Origin of the sequence: Colwellia sp. RSH04, assembly GCF_003545765.1 — a bacterium.
In the GTDB taxonomy this organism is placed as follows: Bacteria; Pseudomonadota; Gammaproteobacteria; order Enterobacterales; family Alteromonadaceae; genus Colwellia.
Map to the genome: position 1 here is coordinate 75656 of NZ_QXIO01000011.1, position 17628 is coordinate 93283.

The 17628-nt window shown below is 37.7% G+C and carries 16 protein-coding genes; 12 read left to right on the top strand and 4 right to left on the bottom strand.

Features of this window, described 5'->3' with window-relative positions; genetic code table 11:
• Window positions 1–287: 287 nt before the first annotated feature.
• The 4 genes from D1094_RS15690 to D1094_RS15705 form a co-directional block, all read right to left on the bottom strand.
• A complete protein-coding gene (locus D1094_RS15690) occupies window positions 288–893 on the bottom strand; it encodes a hypothetical protein (protein WP_118961053.1) in 606 nt (201 codons plus the stop codon).
• 123 nt (window positions 894–1016) lie between these two features.
• Complete coding sequence (locus tag D1094_RS15695) at window positions 1017–1394, bottom strand: hypothetical protein (RefSeq protein WP_118961054.1); 378 nt, start codon at window positions 1392–1394, stop codon at window positions 1017–1019.
• A gap of 75 nt (window positions 1395–1469) precedes the next feature.
• On the bottom strand, window positions 1470–3872 hold the full coding sequence (locus D1094_RS15700) for a Lon protease family protein (protein WP_118961055.1): 2403 nt from the start codon (window positions 3870–3872) through the stop codon (window positions 1470–1472).
• Between the two features lie 186 nt (window positions 3873–4058).
• Window positions 4059–4544 carry a zinc ribbon-containing protein gene (locus D1094_RS15705; protein ID WP_118961056.1) on the bottom strand — a complete coding sequence of 162 codons (486 nt, stop codon included), beginning with the start codon at window positions 4542–4544 and terminating at the stop codon, window positions 4059–4061.
• 232 nt (window positions 4545–4776) lie between these two features.
• Here D1094_RS15705 and leuS point away from each other — a divergent pair, with 232 nt between their 5' ends.
• From leuS to lipB, 12 genes are all read left to right on the top strand, one after another.
• Entirely contained in the window at window positions 4777–7362 is a 2586-nt protein-coding gene (gene leuS / locus D1094_RS15710; protein ID WP_118961057.1) for a leucine--tRNA ligase, read from the top strand.
• A 12-nt stretch (window positions 7363–7374) separates the two neighbouring features.
• Window positions 7375–7899 (top strand): LPS assembly lipoprotein LptE, encoded by a 525-nt coding sequence (lptE, locus tag D1094_RS15715; RefSeq protein WP_118961058.1) that lies wholly within the window; start codon window positions 7375–7377, stop codon window positions 7897–7899.
• Window positions 7900–7908: 9 nt separating this feature from the next.
• Window positions 7909–8973, top strand: coding sequence for a DNA polymerase III subunit delta (holA, locus tag D1094_RS15720; RefSeq protein ID WP_118961059.1), 1065 nt, complete (start codon window positions 7909–7911; stop codon window positions 8971–8973).
• On the top strand, window positions 8966–9628 hold the full coding sequence (gene nadD, locus D1094_RS15725) for a nicotinate-nucleotide adenylyltransferase (RefSeq protein ID WP_118961060.1): 663 nt from the start codon (window positions 8966–8968) through the stop codon (window positions 9626–9628). The genes holA and nadD overlap by 8 nt, the downstream gene beginning before the upstream one ends.
• 90 nt (window positions 9629–9718) lie before the next feature.
• Complete coding sequence (rsfS, locus tag D1094_RS15730; RefSeq protein ID WP_118961061.1) at window positions 9719–10045, top strand: ribosome silencing factor; 327 nt, start codon at window positions 9719–9721, stop codon at window positions 10043–10045.
• Between the two features lie 127 nt (window positions 10046–10172).
• On the top strand, window positions 10173–10643 hold the full coding sequence (gene rlmH, locus D1094_RS15735) for a 23S rRNA (pseudouridine(1915)-N(3))-methyltransferase RlmH (RefSeq protein ID WP_118961062.1): 471 nt from the start codon (window positions 10173–10175) through the stop codon (window positions 10641–10643).
• A gap of 43 nt (window positions 10644–10686) precedes the next feature.
• A complete protein-coding gene (gene mrdA / locus D1094_RS15740; RefSeq protein WP_118961063.1) occupies window positions 10687–12768 on the top strand; it encodes a penicillin-binding protein 2 in 2082 nt (693 codons plus the stop codon).
• Window positions 12768–13883 (top strand): rod shape-determining protein RodA, encoded by a 1116-nt coding sequence (gene rodA / locus D1094_RS15745; protein ID WP_118961064.1) that lies wholly within the window; start codon window positions 12768–12770, stop codon window positions 13881–13883. Before mrdA ends, rodA begins: the two co-directional genes overlap by 1 nt.
• Window positions 13884–13940: 57 nt before the next feature.
• Window positions 13941–14759: a septal ring lytic transglycosylase RlpA family protein gene (locus D1094_RS15750; protein ID WP_118961065.1), complete on the top strand. Its 819-nt coding sequence runs from the start codon at window positions 13941–13943 to the stop codon at window positions 14757–14759.
• A gap of 454 nt (window positions 14760–15213) precedes the next feature.
• On the top strand, window positions 15214–16380 hold the full coding sequence (locus D1094_RS15755) for a serine hydrolase (protein ID WP_118961066.1): 1167 nt from the start codon (window positions 15214–15216) through the stop codon (window positions 16378–16380).
• A gap of 237 nt (window positions 16381–16617) precedes the next feature.
• Window positions 16618–16881 carry a DUF493 family protein YbeD gene (gene ybeD / locus D1094_RS15760; RefSeq protein ID WP_118961067.1) on the top strand — a complete coding sequence of 88 codons (264 nt, stop codon included), beginning with the start codon at window positions 16618–16620 and terminating at the stop codon, window positions 16879–16881.
• An 89-nt stretch (window positions 16882–16970) separates the two neighbouring features.
• Window positions 16971–17627 (top strand): lipoyl(octanoyl) transferase LipB, encoded by a 657-nt coding sequence (gene lipB / locus D1094_RS15765; protein ID WP_118961101.1) that lies wholly within the window; start codon window positions 16971–16973, stop codon window positions 17625–17627.
• The last annotated feature ends 1 nt before the right edge of the window (window position 17628 follow it).

Below are 17628 nucleotides of genomic sequence, written 5' to 3' on the forward strand. Positions count from 1 at the left end.
GTATCATGTTGCTTTTTGTTTATCTAAAAACAGTTCAAATAAACAACATCTCGTCGTTGAGGCGCGCATTATACAGATTAATTACGTTTAGGCAAGAAATAATACTAAACAACCTCAATTTAGAATAGCAAATAGCCCCATAGCTGCGGTTTTCCTCACTAATGAATTAAATTAATAAACAATAGAGCAACGTTCAAGCTAGTGAGTTGCTATAACCACAAGTCTAACAATTTCAAACTGTTAACCTGTCTATTACCCCAAACTCGTAAAATAGGTCTTGTAAACACTTATAATATGATATCTTCGTAAAGCTCTGAATATTGTGTTTTATGCGAATTATATAAGAATTTTCTTAATGACTCGCGCCCCTGTTCAAAGTTCTTAAACTTGGCCGCAATCACATTATTTTCTGAACGAACTGGATCTAATTCTAATGTAACTCTTTGTTTGTCTGGCAAACGCATTTCTAAAGAAGCATTTTCAAATGCTTTAATAATGCCATCGTTACTATTTGCTTTAAACGTTAACCCTGTTCCAGATAAAGACAATATTTCTATCTCTTGATTTAGGCAAGAATTGAATAGTGAAACATTTTCAGGTGTATTAACGCGCCAACTGCGCTGACTACCTTGAACATCGATAATTTCTGGCACACCAAGCTCCGGAATAAAATCGCCTGCATCACTTAAACTAATTGTGACAGGGAACCATAATTGGTAGTGACTTATTTCTGCAAGCAAGGTTAATTTACTATTTCCTAAAATAGTCTTTAAATTACTAGGGATACTGGTTTGAATACTTAGTGTGTGCTTATTTTGATTTAACGAACAATCAACGACTGGCTCAGTAAATATATTTTTAAAGAAATCTAATTCTTCCGATGAGAATTCCATGTTGTAACGCTTTTGTTATTCTTTTTATGGGGCGCACTATATAGGAATTTAATTTTCAGTTCAAATAACGTACAAGTCTAAGTAATTCAATAGCCCGTGTTCACCTTCATTTAATAATTCAGCTTATTTATTATTCATAGTAGCTACTGAATCAAAATCATTTACATCAAGTTCAACTTCTCTAGCTCTTAAAAAGGTTATGAATTTTTTTGGTACTAAAAAGTCCCCCTTATAACGACAAACTCTCGTATTTAGGAGAATAAAAATTCTCATTAAAACGTAACTAAAATAGAGAAAAGGTAGAGCGCCCCATAATGTTAAAGGTATGAGTTTCAACGTTAGTAAAAAGCAACTGACACCACCGATTAGAGATAATATTTTATGCTTTTTATACTCAGGGTATTGGTAAAAGGTAAAATAATCTAACCGGTTCATGTACCAGTTCCCCTTTAATGTACCTGATTCATTTAAATATTTGCTTTCTCTAAACTGTTTTGCCATAAATACCCCCTAACAAAGTGAAGAACGTTCTCCATAACTATTTTAACGTTTACCACGAAAAATAACGCTTAAGCTCTATTCCTCTTCACCATTTAAAATATCGGCAAAAGCAGAAAGTTTATCCAGCGCTAAAGCATGGATAGATTTTCTTGGATACCTGCCGGTGCTGTTTATTTTCCCTGCTTTGGTATGCATTAATAACTCTAACGCTTGATCTATGCTTTCTACAGCATAAATAGAAAACTCACCTTTATCTACCGCGTCAATAACGTCACTTGAAAGCATTAAATTTATGACATTAGTTTTAGGAATAATCACTCCTTGACTGCCCGTTAACCCTTTATCTTGGCATAACTTAAAGAAGCCCTCTATTTTCTCATTCACACCACCAATTGATTGCACTTCGCCATGCTGATTAATTGAACCCGTTATCGCTAAACCTTGATCGATTGGTAATAAAGTAATTGAAGAGATAAGTGCGCAGAGTTCAGCCATTGAGGCACTGTCTCCATCAATGTGTCCATAAGACTGTTCAATAGCAATATTGGCAGAGATAGTCACTGGAAATGTTTGACCATACTTATGACCTAAGTAGCCCGTTAATAATAAAACACCTTTTGAGTGAATGGATTTCCCTAAATCGACTTCTCTTTCAATATCGGTAACGCCTTGACTGCCCGCATAAACTGTTGATGTGATACGTGCAGGAGTACCAAAAACACTATCACCTATCTCAAGCACCGTAAGACCATTCACTCGACCAATACATTCACCTTCTGTGCTAATTAATACTTGTTGTTCTTTTATTTCACTTAACCATGTTTCGCTCAATCGACCAATACGACGATTTTTTGCAGTCAACGCCATATCAATATGTTTTGCTGTCAACTCACCATTACCACCATGTTTGTGCCAGCAATAATTGGCTTCATCAAGTAAATCATTCACTTGTACAATATTGACAGAGATTTTATGTTGATGCTCACCTCGACGTAATGCATATTTCGCTAAGGCTAACAAAGCCTCGTCTGATACCTTAGGGTAGTTATGTTGGTAAGCACGTTGGCGAATTAAATTACCAAAAGCAATGAGGTTTTCATCATTTTTTTCTAGATGTCTATCAAAATCTGCCAGTACTCTGAACAGCTCGGTAAATTCTTGATCATAATCTTGCAAAGTGTAATAAAGCTCCGCATCTCCTAGTAATACCACTTTGACTTGTAAAGGGATTTTCTCTGGTTGAAGTGTGAACCCTGAGTTTTGTCCGTACTCTGAATAAGGATTTTCAATAGCAATTTGTTGCGTTTTAAGCGCTAACTTTAGTCTTGACCAAACCGCAGGTTGGCCTAACACTTTATCGGCATCTAATAGTAAATATCCCCCATTTGCTTTATGTAAAGCACCGGGGCGAATTAAGCGATAACTGGTATAACTTGCGCCTTGAAAGCTTGCAAAATCAACATGACCAAATAAATTTTGATACGTTGGGTTTTGCTCATATATCACAGGAGCCCCTTCAACACCTTCCCTATCAACTAATAAATTAGGTAAAAAACGTTCTACCATTAATTTACGTAACTCTTTATCTGTTGCTGTATCTTCATCATCAGTGACCAGAATTTCTAATACCGCATCAACAACGTGCGCTTTTACTTTGCTTAAATACTTTAATACGCCTTCATTACTGGCAAACTCATGTTCTAATTCTGTTAAATACGGTTTGATGCTTTGCCCTGCTGTGTCGTATTTTAATTTACGTAATTGATCTGAAGAATGACGTTTCCATAAAGGTAACTCTAACAATTGCTCAGCTAATACAACCTCTAGCTCAGCTAACAACTGATAGAACTTTACTCTTTCTGGCTCTGCTAAATTAGCAAACTCTTTATCATTTAATGGTTTTCCATCAACTAAAGGTGAGAATCCAACTTCACCATTTTCTTCATACAAAACAACATTATCTTTAAGTGCAATATCTTCAACCGTGGCAATAGCTTGATCATATTTTTGATTAAATTCGCGATCAATAGCCGCTTTTTGACGTTGATAACCAGGGTTATCAAAAATCTCAGGAAATAAATCTAACAATTCATCAATGAATTTGTTCATTCTTGATAATAACTGCTTACCGTCGCCAGGGTTTACGTAAAGCTTGGTTGGCATGTGGCTTTCATCAAAATTATTGATGTAACACCATTCGGCGGGTATTGGCTGTTTAACTGCGACTTCATTAAGCATTTGCTTAATGAGTGTTTGCCTGCCCGTACCATGTTCACCCATGGCATAAACATTAAAGCCAATAGATTTCATTGATAAACCAAAATCTAATGCCTCTTTTGCTCTATGATGACCTACAAAAGCTTGTGATATTTGACTAGCATCTTTTGTTTGAGAAAAAAGTGAAGCGGATAATGATGCCGATAATTGAGAAGGTGATAAACGTGTAGACTGAGAAAGCTCTTCAGAGTGTTTGCTCATAGGTTTCCTTGTGCAGTAAAGCAATAAGTCAGTTTTTCGATATTAACAAAATAATTGATAATCGTTGAATATTGCTCTTTGCTGAATTAAAAGATGACATACCACATAAAGCATTCAACTTTATGTACATATTTAATAGTGTTAGCTCAGTTTACCTTGATTAGTATTAGCTAACAATCTGAATTGTTAAGGAGTCAATGGTACTCGCGTAAAGCTATTACCACCACAATTCGCACACGGTGCAACTTCAGATAAATGCATCACTGTTAGCGTTTGCTGACACTCATTACAGGTTAATTGTCCAAAACCAATAAAGTCACCTGTATGGTATTGGCCATCATGTTCAAAGTCTTCGACAAGCTCTGCCCACTCAACTTGAGATTTATCAGTTAATTTTGCCAAATTATCCCACAGAGCTTCATTAAGTAGGCCTAAATAAACAGAGTGTTTTACCTCAGATTGATTCTGCTGATAAAAGTCTTGTAAATCATAACGCAAGTTTGCCATAAACTGATGCAACTTTTCTTCAGACATCTCTTCCGCGGCAACCGCATATTTTTTAGCTTCGTTGATGAAATGCTCAATACGTGGCTTTTGTTCTGTTCTCACTTCATCTAACCAAGCATTAAGCTTTTGATATACTTCAGTAAAATAATCATTGTTTTTCGTCATTATTAACTCCTTTAAGCAAGAAACACTCAATATTGAAAGTATAGACAAATTTCTCTATTAAGCTCAGCGTAATAGCCATTGGATTCTCTTTACAGATAAGGTATTCTATCGCGATAATTTAACTTCGGTTTATTAGCACGAGTTAACGTTAGCGAAACAGATTCATCGACTATTCGACACGTTATCCACCTATGGCGAAAAACCTCCTCATTTAGTATTCGAGAACGCATTAATGGAATCCATTTATAATCACCAAGCTATTGAAGATACAGTACAAAAATTCTGGACTGATAACAATACGTTTAAAGCAACTGAAAAGCCTGGCCAAGAGAAATTTTATTGTTTAGCTATGTTCCCATACCCAAGTGGTCGACTGCATATGGGCCATGTTCGTAATTACAGTCTTGGTGATGTGATTTCTCGCTACCAACGCATGCAGGGAAAAAATGTCATGCAACCTATGGGCTGGGATGCATTTGGTCTTCCTGCTGAAAATGCCGCCATTAAAAACAAAACGGCACCAGGCAAGTGGACTTATCAAAATATTGATTATATGCGTAACCAGCTACAATCATTAGGTTTTGCCTATGACTGGAACCGTGAATTAGCGACTTGTAAAAAAGATTATTACCGTTGGGAACAGTGGTTCTTCACAAAGCTTTATGAAAAAGGCTTAGTGTATAAAAAGAATGCTACGGTTAACTGGGATCCTGTTGACCAAACCGTATTAGCTAACGAGCAAGTTATTGACGGTCGAGGTTGGCGCTCTGGCGCTTTAGTCGAGCGAAAAGAAATCCCACAATGGTTTATTAAAATTACCGATTACGCTGAAGAGTTAATTGAGGATTTAGATCAATTAACTGGCTGGCCTGAACAAGTTAAAACCATGCAGCGCAACTGGATTGGTCGTTCACAAGGCGTTGAAATGACTTTCAATGTTAACGGCTCTGACGAAAGTTTCGATATCTATACTACTCGACCTGATACCTTGATGGGTGTTACCTATGTCGCCTTAGCTACACAGCACCCATTAAGTTTAGCCGCAGCTGAAAACAACCCTGAACTTGCCGCTTTTATTGCTGAATGTAAAACCAGTAAAACCACTGAAGCGGATATGGCTGCCATGGAAAAGAAAGGTGTCGATACCGGATTAAAAGCAATTCATCCGCTAACGGGTGAATTAGTACCAGTATGGGCAGCAAACTTTGTCTTAATGGATTACGGCTCAGGTGCTGTAATGTCGGTTCCGGGTCATGATCAGCGTGATTATGAATTTGCGAAAAAATATGGTTTAACCATTAATCAAGTGATTGAAGCGCAAGAAGGTGATGACATTGCTAATGCTGCTATCACAGAAAAAGGCTTATTAATCAACTCTGGCGAATTTAATGGTTTAGATTTTGAGCAAGCTTTTAAAGCGATTAGCGATAAATTAATCAGTGAAAATAAAGGTAAAGTCACCACCAATTATCGACTACGTGATTGGGGTGTTTCAAGACAGCGTTACTGGGGAACACCTATCCCTATGATTAACTTAGAAAATGGTGAATCAGTCCCTGTTCCTGAAAGCGAATTACCTGTTGTACTACCTGAAGATGTTGTGATGAATGGTGTAACTTCACCAATCAAAGATGATCCTCAATGGGCTAAAACAACATACAACGGTGAAGCTGCGCTTCGTGAAACAGATACCTTTGATACCTTTATGGAATCTTCTTGGTATTACGCTCGTTATTGTTCACCTAATGATGACACGCAAATGCTAGATCCTGAAAAAGCTAATTACTGGTTACCTGTTGATCAGTATATTGGTGGTATTGAACACGCCATTTTGCATTTACTTTACGCACGTTTTTTCCATAAACTTTTACGTGATGTAGGTTTAGTTGAAAGTGATGAACCGTTTAAAAGCCTATTATGTCAAGGCATGGTATTAGCTGATACTTACTATCGTGAAGCAGATAACGGCGCACAAGAGTGGATTGCACCAAGTGATGTTGATGTAGAGCGAAATGAAAAAGGTCAAGTCACTTCTGCAACCAGTAAACTTGATGGTGAAGCCGTTATTTCTGCTGGCATGAGTAAAATGTCAAAATCTAAAAATAACGGTATTGACCCTCAAGAAGTTATTGAAAAATACGGCGCAGATACCGTTCGTTTATTTATCATGTTTACCTCGCCGCCAGAGCAAACACTTGAATGGTCTGATGCAGGTGTTGAAGGGGCACATCGATTTGTAAAACGTGTTTATAAACTCGTTCATGATTTCACTCAAAGTGGTAATGCGCCTGAATTAGCAGGTTTAACGCTTAACTCCACTCAAAAGAACTTACGTCGAGAATTGCACAAAACTATCGCTAAAGTGAGTGATGATATAGGTCGTCGTAATACCTTTAACACAGCAATTGCTGCCATCATGGAATTAATGAACCATCTAAACAAAGCAACGCTTGCCTCAGATGAAGATCGTGCTGTAATGCAAGAAGCTGTTCGTGCGGTTGTATTAATGCTAGCGCCTATCACTCCACATTTATCTCACCACTTATGGCAGTTTGTTGCTCAAAATAAAGCACAACATGTTGAAGATGCTAGCTGGCCAACACTTGATGAAAGTGCATTAGTTGAAGATGAAAAGTTAATCATAGTGCAAGTTAATGGCAAATTACGCGCTAAAATAACCGTTGCAGCAGATGCCGCTAAAGAGGTCGTTGAAGCAATTGGCTTAGCTGATGAAAATGTTGTTAAATTTACTGACGGAAAAGCAATACGTAAAGTTATTTATGTTCCGGGTAAATTACTCAACATCGTGGCAAACTAGTGGTGATTTTCAATGTTTACAAACATTAAAAGCAACCTATTAAAAACACAAAAAGTATCGCTTATCGCGATACTTTTTGTCAGCTTACTTTCAAGCTGTGGCTTTCAACTTAGAGGTGATTACCTACTCGATGATGAGTTGCAAACGTTATATGTTAGCTCAAGCGATGTTCATGGTGAATTAACCCGATTGTTAAAGCTTCACCTTGTCCGTAATCAGGTTAAGTTAATTAAACAACGTAAACAAGATATACCTGAACTGCGTTTAGTTTCAGATAAACTAGATAGACGCACGCTGTCGGTATTTCCTAATGGGCAAGTTGCTGAATATGAATTAATTTATTCAGTACATTACCAATTAAGATTTAGTAATCAAGATGCACAAAACTTTCGCTTTGAATTGTACCGAGATTATCAAGATGATCCGAATCTAGCACTAGCAAAAAGTAGAGAACTCTCATTACTTTTAAGCGAGATGAGAACGTCTGCCGCAGATAAAATATTGCGCGATATGGCTAGAATTCATCGCAAGTCTTAAGGCCACACTTTGAAAATTTACCATAATCAACTAGAACAAACGCTACGCAAAGGATTTGTCCCCGTCTGGTTGGTTTTTGGTGATGAGCCTTGGCAAAAAGATAACAGCTTAAACACCATTAAAAATACAGCCAAAAATAATGGTTTTGAAGAGCTAATTCGTTTTAGTTCAGACAACAGTTTTGATTGGCAGCAACTCATTGATGAATATCAATCCATGAGCTTGTTTGCTAGCCAACGCATTATCGAAGTTGAACTAACCAGTGGTAAAATTGGCGATGCTGGCAGTAAAGTACTAATTGAACTAACAGAAAGGCTCAAACAAGACCAAGCAGCAGGCATTGCTAATCAAGACGTTATATTTATATTTCATGGTAGTAAACTTGATGGCGCCACTGCTAATCGCAAATGGTTTAAAGGCTTAAATCAATTAGGGTGTTACCTACCCATTTACGATTTAGATGTAAAAAGCTTACCTAATTGGTTAAATAACCAAGCGAGGCAATTACATTTAAACCTCACACCTGAAGTCACCAGTTTATTGCTCGAGTTATTTGAAGGAAACCTACCTGCCCTTTCACAAGAGTTACAAAAGCTATCAATACTTTTTGGCCAATCACCCGTTAGTCTTGAACAAGCAGAAAGTATCGTAATAAATCAGGCAAAATTTAATCCTTTTCAAATTATTGATGTGTTACTTCAAGGTGATTGTAAAAAGTGCATTAGAATTCTTGATCAACTTCAGCAAGAAGGTGCTGCTGTAGGGCAACTAATTTGGGTATTCCACAAAGAAATTCAACAACTTTATGCCATGCTATCTCAACTAGCACAAGGGAAAACTCACGCTGAACTATATAAGCAATACCGTATTTGGGATAAACGCAAACCACTTTATCAGCATGCGTTAACGCATATTAGCTTAGACAATGTTCAACGTGCACTATCTCGTTTAGCCGACATTGATTTACTAAGTAAAAGCCAAAGTGAATTTAACGTATTTTTATTATTAGCCGATTTATGTATTACTCTTTATCACGGCGAAGTGACAGAACAGTTTGATTTAAATTATGGCTAAACAAAAAAAAACTGGCTTAGGACTCTTTGGTGGTACTTTTGATCCGATTCACTGTGGTCACATTCAGTCGGTACAGTCTGTCGCGAGTTGGTTAAACTTAGAAAAAGTGCTGATTATCCCTGCACATATACCTCCCCATAAATCGAGTAGTGATACATCACCTCATGCCAGCTCTGAACAACGTGCAACGATGGTGGAATTAGCGTGTCAGCATCATCCCGTTTTAGCGTGTGATCGACGCGAAATAAAAAGGGCCGGCTATTCATACACTGTTGATACGCTAAAACAGTTGAAACAAGAAAACCCTGATAAAGTGCTGTACTTTATTATCGGTATGGATTCATTACAAAGCTTCACTACATGGCATCAACATGAAGAAATTCTGACACTTTGTCACTTAGTGGTAAATACGCGACCTAATTACTGCATAAGCCAACTAAATGAAGCGACAAAAGCATTAATTGATTCCCGTTGTGCGCAAAATACCAACGCAGTATCTCACGAAATTGCTGGAAAAATTCTGTTTGCCAACCCTATCCATATAGATATTTCATCAAGTCAAATACGTCAACGAATTCAAAATGAATTACCCTATCAGCAGTGGTTATCAAGTGAAATCATAGAATTTATCAACAAAAATCAGCTTTACCGTTAACCCCTTCGATAAAAAATGGTAGTATTACCCTATTCAAGCTGCGCACTCAATTTGCGTACAGTAAAATCACAGTAAAATAGGAATAAGACCTTGCAAACAGACGCACTTACAGCATTTGTCATTGAAAAATTAGAAGACATGAAAGGTAGAGATATTATTTCTCTACATATTACAGACAAAGCAAGCTTTGCTGACTACATGATTATCTGTTCAGGTAATTCAAATCGTCATGTAAAATCAATCGCGCAATCTGTTGCTACTGAATGTAGAGCTGCAGGTTCAGAGCCTAGAGGTATAGAAGGTAATGATGTTGGCGAGTGGGCACTAGTTGATTTAGGCGACATTATCGTTCACATCATGACCGACGAACAAAGAGATAAGTACAATCTTGAACAGCTTTGGGCTGAAAGCGAATAACTAAATCTTCCGTAAGCAAATATTTGCTTACAAGATGAAACTTTTTTAACGTATTACCACTCATATAATACAAATATAAACAAAGCGTTCACGTTCAATTGCCTAGTGGTTAAGCCTATTTAATTCTATGAAACTTACTTTATATGCTGTTGGCAGCAAAATGCCGAATTGGGTCACGCAAGGCTTTGAAGAATACAGTAGACGCTTTCCTCGCGATTTAAGCTTCCACCTAGTTGAAATTCCTGCTGGTAAGCGTGGGAAAAATGCTGATATTGCTCGTATTCTTGAAAAAGAAGGCGAGCTAATGCTCAATGCTATTCCAAAGGGCAATAGGATTGTGACCTTAGAAGTAGAAGGCCAACCATGGACCACTTCAAAATTAGCGAGTCAACTAGAGCGATGGCAGTTAGATTCAAGAGATGTTGCTTTATTAGTGGGCGGCCCTGAAGGGTTAGCGCCTGCTTGTATTAAAGCATCTGAGCAAAAATGGTCTTTATCACCGCTGACACTGCCTCATCCTATGGTTCGAGTCTTAATTGCAGAGAGTCTATACCGTGCTTGGAGTGTAAATACCAATCACCCATACCATCGAGAATAACGGTAGTGTTCACCTCAGTGCAAAAAGCTCATAAGGATAAATAGTGGCACCTCGTCGAGTCATCATTCGAAACCAAACAGCTGAAGCAAACTTATTTGCTCGTCGCTCCTTTATCGCGTTCTGTGGTGTACTGCTTTTATTAATTGTTCTATTTGCAAATGTCTTTACTTTACAAATTTCTGCCTATGAGAAATATCAAACACGTTCAAACTCAAACCGTATTAAGCTCTTACCTGTCGCCCCAAATCGTGGTTTAATTTATGACAGAAATGGGGTTTTATTAGCTGATAATAAGCCTGTTTACAGCTTAGAAATTATTCCAGAAGATGTAAAAGATATCAAAGCGAGTGTGAAAGAAGTTAGCGCTTTACTTGGCATCAGTACAGAAAGACAAGAAAAATTCTTTAAGGCGATTAGAGGAAAGCGACGTTTTAAACCTGTAGAATTACATTCAAGATTAAGCGATCAACAAGTCGCGCTATTTTCAGTTAACCAGCACAAGTTCCCCGGTGTTTTTGTTGATGCAAGATTAAAACGCTATTATCCCTTTGCCGATCTAACCACCCACAACCTTGGTTATGTCGCAAGAATTAACCGCAAAGATGCCAATAAATTAGAGCAACAAGGTAAAGCTGAAAACTACGCTGCAACCTATGGTATTGGCAAGTTGGGCATTGAAAAATACTATGAAGATATTCTTCACGGTACTATTGGTCATCAAGAAGTTGAAATTAATAACCAAGGTCGTGTCGTCAGAACTTTAGATTATACCCCGCCTATTCCAGGTAAGGATTTAACCCTCTCCTTAGACATTGAATTACAAATGATTGCTAAACGTGCACTGTCTGGCAAGCGTGGTGCAATAGTCGCCATGGATCCTAGAAGTGGTGAAATTCTCGCGATGTATTCAAACCCAAGTTACGATGGTAACTTGTTTGTTCATGGCATAAGCAGTAAGAATTATCGCAGTCTATTAAATTCAAAAGACTTGCCATTAATCAACCGCAGCGTGCAAGGTTATCCGCCAGCATCAACGGTTAAACCTTTCTTAGCCTTAACAGGCCTCGAAGAAAATATGATCACTCCAGACACTAAAGTTTGGGATCCAGGCTGGTATCAATTAGAAGGCTTACCTAACAAGTATAGAGATTGGAAAAAGTGGGGACATGGTTGGGTTGATTTAACGCGCGCCATTGAACAATCATGTAATACTTACTTTTTTAAATTAGCATTTGAATTAGGCATCACCAAAATAAGTACCATGATGGAAAGCTTTGGTTTTGGTGATTACACCGGCATCGATATTCATGAAGAAAGTCGAGGTATTATGCCTAGCGTTAGCTGGAAACGTGCTCGATATAACAAACCTTGGTACACAGGTGAAACCTTATCTGTAGGTATAGGTCAAAGTTATTGGACCGTGACACCACTACAATTAACGCAAGCACTGACCACTTTAGTAAATAAAGGTGAACGTAAAATCCCCCATTTATTAAAAGCGACAAGAGAAACAGCATCTTCTGACGATAGTCTCGTAGATTATATTGAGCAAGACATAATCTACGAAGCCCAAGCGCCCATTACATTAAAAAACGAAGATAATTGGCGTATTGTACTTGATGCAATGCACAGTACAGTACAAAAGCTTGGCGCTACTGGACACACCGCGTTTAAAGGCAGTAAATATGATGCGGCAGGTAAAACAGGTTCAGCACAGGTTGCACGAATAAAACAAGACGAAAAATACGATGCTGAAAAAACAGCAGAAAGCAAACGTGATAACGCCATGTTTATTGCTTTTGCTCCTTATGAAACCCCCGAAATAGTGGTCGCGGTTGCCATAGAAAATGTTGCTAAAGGTGGTGGTGCGACCAACGCTGCACCGGTAGCGAGACAAATAATGGATCAATATTTTGGTGATAGGGTGATTAATTCACGCGCCCAAACTAAAAAGAAACAAATGACTTCGCCATTGGTTCACCATAGTCATGCACGTAACCACGACCATAGCTACGAGCAAAACAGCAGCACTGCTCTCTCCCTATTAGCGAACAGTCAGCAAACAATGTCTCAACACCCAACACCTCAAAAAACAACACTTCAACAACAGGATGTTACTGACTAATGAGAAGTACTGGCCAAGATCAACAACAAGTTCGCAGTATTTGGCAAAAGCTTCATATCGACTTGCCGTTATTAATTGGTATTTTGTCGTTAATGACATTAGGCTGTTTTATTGTATATAGCGCAGGTGGTCAAGAAATGGATATAGTTTACCGTCATGGTAAACGTCTAGGGGTAGCAGTTATTGTTATGATACTCGTCGCGCAAATACCACCTTTATCTTACCGGAAATGGGCTGTTCCTGTTTTTATTATCGGGGTGTTAATGCTGATCAGTGTTTTACTATTTGGTCATGTCGGAAAAGGCGCACAACGTTGGTTAGATTTAGGCGTCACTAAATTTCAACCTTCAGAAATAATGAAACTTGTTGTACCGATTATGATCGCTTGGTTTATCAGCCAAGATAATTTACCCGTTAAAGTCTTTACTGTAATTCAAGCCTTTATTCTGGTACTTATTCCTACCTTATTAATTGCAAAACAACCCGATCTTGGTACCTCATTATTGATTGCTAGCTCTGGTATATTTGTTATTTTCCTTGCTGGTGCTAGTTGGAAACTTATCGCAATATGTGCGGGACTTGCTTCAGCTTTCGCCCCTATTTTATGGATGTTTTTGATGAAAGATTATCAAAGGCAGCGTGTAATGACTTTTTTAAATCCTGAGCAAGATCCCTTAGGCTCAGGCTACCATATTATTCAATCTAAAATAGCTATTGGTTCAGGTGGCGCTGAAGGTAAAGGTTGGCTTCAAGGAACACAATCACAACTAGAGTTTTTGCCAGAACGACATACTGACTTTATATTTTCTGTATTTAGTGAAGAATTTGGTTTAATCGGTGTAGCGTTGCTACTCGCCGTCTATCTCTTTATTGTAATGCGTGGCTTATGGATAGCAGTGAACGCCCAGCATGCATTCACAAAACTATTAGCAGGTAGCCTCACCTTAACATTTTTTGTTTACGTCTTTGTAAACATAGGTATGGTATCAGGCTTACTGCCTGTTGTTGGTGTACCGCTTCCTTTAGTCAGTTATGGTGGCACATCAATGGTGACATTATTGGCAGGATTTGGCATGCTTATGGCTATTAGTACGCATAGGCGCTTTCATGTATAACATGAAAAATAGTAAGATTAATTTAGTTAAACAACGCAAGTGACATGGTAAGGGTTAATGACATTAAAAACAGCACTTAAGCCAACTAAATGGATATTACACGCATTAATCAGCTTAGTTACATTAACCCTTATTACCAGCTGTTCTTCAACTGGCCGATATCAGCAACATAAAGATAGCATTCCTACTCGTTTACCTACAAAAGCCGAACAAAAAGACGCCATAGCACGAGCAGAGCCATACAGCAGAGGCGGCAATAAAAACTACCAAGTCAGAGGAAAGCACTACAAAGTGTTAACTGATGCCAAAGGCTTTGAGCAAGTAGGCATAGCTTCTTGGTATGGAAATAAGTTTCATGGTCACTTAACATCAAATGGCGAAATTTATGATATGTATGCGATGAGTGCTGCTCATAAAAACTTGCCATTACCAACGTATTTAAAGGTTACAAATTTAGCGAATAATAAATCTGTTATTGTTAGAGTGAATGATAGAGGGCCTTTTCATCAATCACGTATTATTGATCTATCTTACAGTGCAGCGTACAAGTTAGACATGCTAAAAACCGGTACGGCTAACGTTAAAATAACAGCTATTACCGACTTTTCAGCTAAAAAAAATAATAAATCACCATCGACAGCATCGATAGATGCAACTTATATTCAAGTATTTGCTACCAGCAAGACTGATGTAGCTAAATTAACCGCTGAAAAATTAGCAAAGCAATATAATCAAGTGGTGAATTACCCAAAACATCAAGGTATTTATCGTATTCAGATAGGTCCAATTAACAATTTAACGACCTTAAATAAATTATTAAATACGTTAAAAGAAAATGGCTACCCACAAGCTTATCCTCGTCAAACACCTCTCTAGTTAAAGGTAAGGAAAGCGTTTAGAGACTGTTGACCTTTGTTGGTTTTTTCAGCAATGCGCTATTTTTATCAATAGCAAAGCAGTATAAACACAATGTACGTTGTACCAAATAAGTAAATGGTAATGCCGCAACTGCAAAAAATAGCTATTACCTTTAGCACTGAGGCTAAAATCTCTTTACTCTGCGTTAAAAGCTGCTGATTTAGCGAGCTAAACTACACAACGTTAGCCTTGATTATAAAGGGGGTGTCTCATCACTGAATGATTAAACAAAGATAAACACGCCTTAGTATAGACTGTTACAAATATAGTCTGTTACAAATTCATTACATATATCTGCGTATTTTTAATCATTTTGGTTGATTATCCCACCATAGGCCATAGCCAACAGATTTTTAAATGGTATACTTTGGCACTTATCTTCTTCATTAATTGACCAAATTCAAATATTATTATGGCAAAAAAACTTATCTCAATCATTGGTAAACTTTTCATTGGTGCGACTGTTACCTTTACGACTCTTTCACATGCTATAACCATTATCCCTGATGCACCTCAAATTAATGCTAAAGGTTTTATTCTTGTTGATCATACTACTGGCAAAGTTATCGCTGAAGGTAATGCAGATGCACAACTCGCCCCAGCTAGTCTGACTAAAATGATGACCAGTTATATCATTGGTAAAGAAATTGAAAATGGCAATATTAGCAATACTGACAAGGTAATGATCAGTGAAAATGCTTGGGCTAAAAACTTCCCAGATTCATCGAAAATGTTTATTGAAGTAGGAACTGAAGTTTCAGTAGATTTATTAAATAAAGGCATAATCGTCGCATCAGGTAATGATGCTTGTGTTGCTATGGCTGAACATATCGCAGGCAGTGAAGGTGCTTTTGCTGATTTAATGAATGCGCATGCAGAGCAACTGGGTATGTCTAGTAGCTACTTTGAAAACAGCCATGGTTTAGACAGCTCTGAGCACATGACAACACCACGAGATATGGCAACACTTGCCAGCGCCATTATTCGTGAAGTACCTGAAGAATATGCCATCTATAAACAAAAATCATTCTCGTATAACAACATTAAACAGTATAACCGCAACAGCTTATTATGGGACAAAAGCTTAAATGTTGACGGGATGAAAACGGGCCACACTTCAAACGCAGGCTATAGTCTAGTAACTTCAGCGACAAAAGGCGATATGCGTTTAGTAACTGTAGTGATGGGTACTGAAAGTGAACGTGCACGTAAAGTTGAGAGTAAGAAGCTTCTTAACTATGGCTTCCGCTTTTTTGAAACAATTACCCCATACAAAGCAGGTGAAAAATTTGTTAGCAACCGTATTTGGATGGGTGATAAAGAAAATATTGATTTAGGTATTTTACTAGACACTCCAATTACCATTCCTCGTGGCCAACGTAAAAACTTAAAAGCTAACTTTGAATTAAACCAACAACTAACAGCTCCAATGACTAAAGGTACTGTAGTAGGTACGCTATTTTTACAACTTGACGGTGAAGATGTAGCTAAATACCCATTAGTGACTTTAGAAGAAGTTAATGAAGGTAGTGTGTTTAGTCGCTTAGTTGACTATGTAAAATTACAGTTTATTAACTAACTTTACAGAGTAACGTTTACATTAGTAACAAAGCCTCGTATATCGAGGCTTTTTTATAATGCTTTTATCATCCCCTAACTTAGAAAAAATAATCATAACAGCCCCTAAAAAATAATGATAAAATAACAGCACAATTGCCTTTGCTATGTAAAAACATAGCGCAATACGTAAATATATCGTATTAAAATCGCATAAATAGAACGTATTTCGAATTTTATTTTAATAATCGAGAGTAAGATGAAAACCAAGTTTGATGAGTTATTAGATTTCCCTACCGTTTTGAACTTTAAAGTAATGGGAGTTGCCTGTGATGAATTACCAGATCTAATCATTGCTGAGCTGCAAAAGCATACTCCGGGAGATTACTCTCCAAAAATCAAGCCAAGTTCAAAAGGTAATTATCATTCTGTTTCTATTGCCGTGACGGTAACTAGCAAAGAACACATCGAGAAAATTTATAAAACACTTACTGCTATTGAGCAAGTTAGATACGTTTTATAACGACTTTTTCTTGTTCAAATGCTAATAGAGACATTGACGTGCATAATACCGCAACAGCTGAAATAACTGAAAATAACGGCTTAATCAGTATGGCTAACAAGCTTATTGTTAGAGACTTAGCTTGCATGGATTACAGTAAAGTATGGCAAGCCATGCAAGATTTTACTAATGAGCGTGATGAAAGTACCATTGATGAGCTATGGCTAGTTGAGCATCCACCAGTATTTACTCAAGGACAAGCAGGTAAAGAAGAACACTTACTTATGCCTGGTGATATTCCGGTAGTAAAAGCCGACAGAGGTGGACAAATTACCTACCATGGGCCAGGTCAGCAAGTCATCTACTTTATGATCAACTTAAGACGCAAAAAAATAGGTGTTCGACAATTAGTTACTTTGATTGAAGACAGTATTGTCAAAGCACTCGCTGACTATAATATTGTTGCTTATGCCAAGCCTGATGCACCTGGCGTATACATCGATGAGAAAAAAGTCGCTTCACTAGGCTTGCGCGTAAGAAAAGGCTGTTCATTTCATGGTTTAGCGTTAAACGTAAATATGGATTTATCGCCATTTTTACGAATTAACCCCTGTGGATACGCAGGTCTTGAAATGATACAAACCGCCGATGTCAATGGCCCTAAAGATACCCAAAGTGCTGCAAAAGCACTAGTAAAACATTTAACCACCTTACTTGAAGTTCAACAAGTGAACCATCAAGCCGGATTACCCAAGCAAGAGCAGTAAA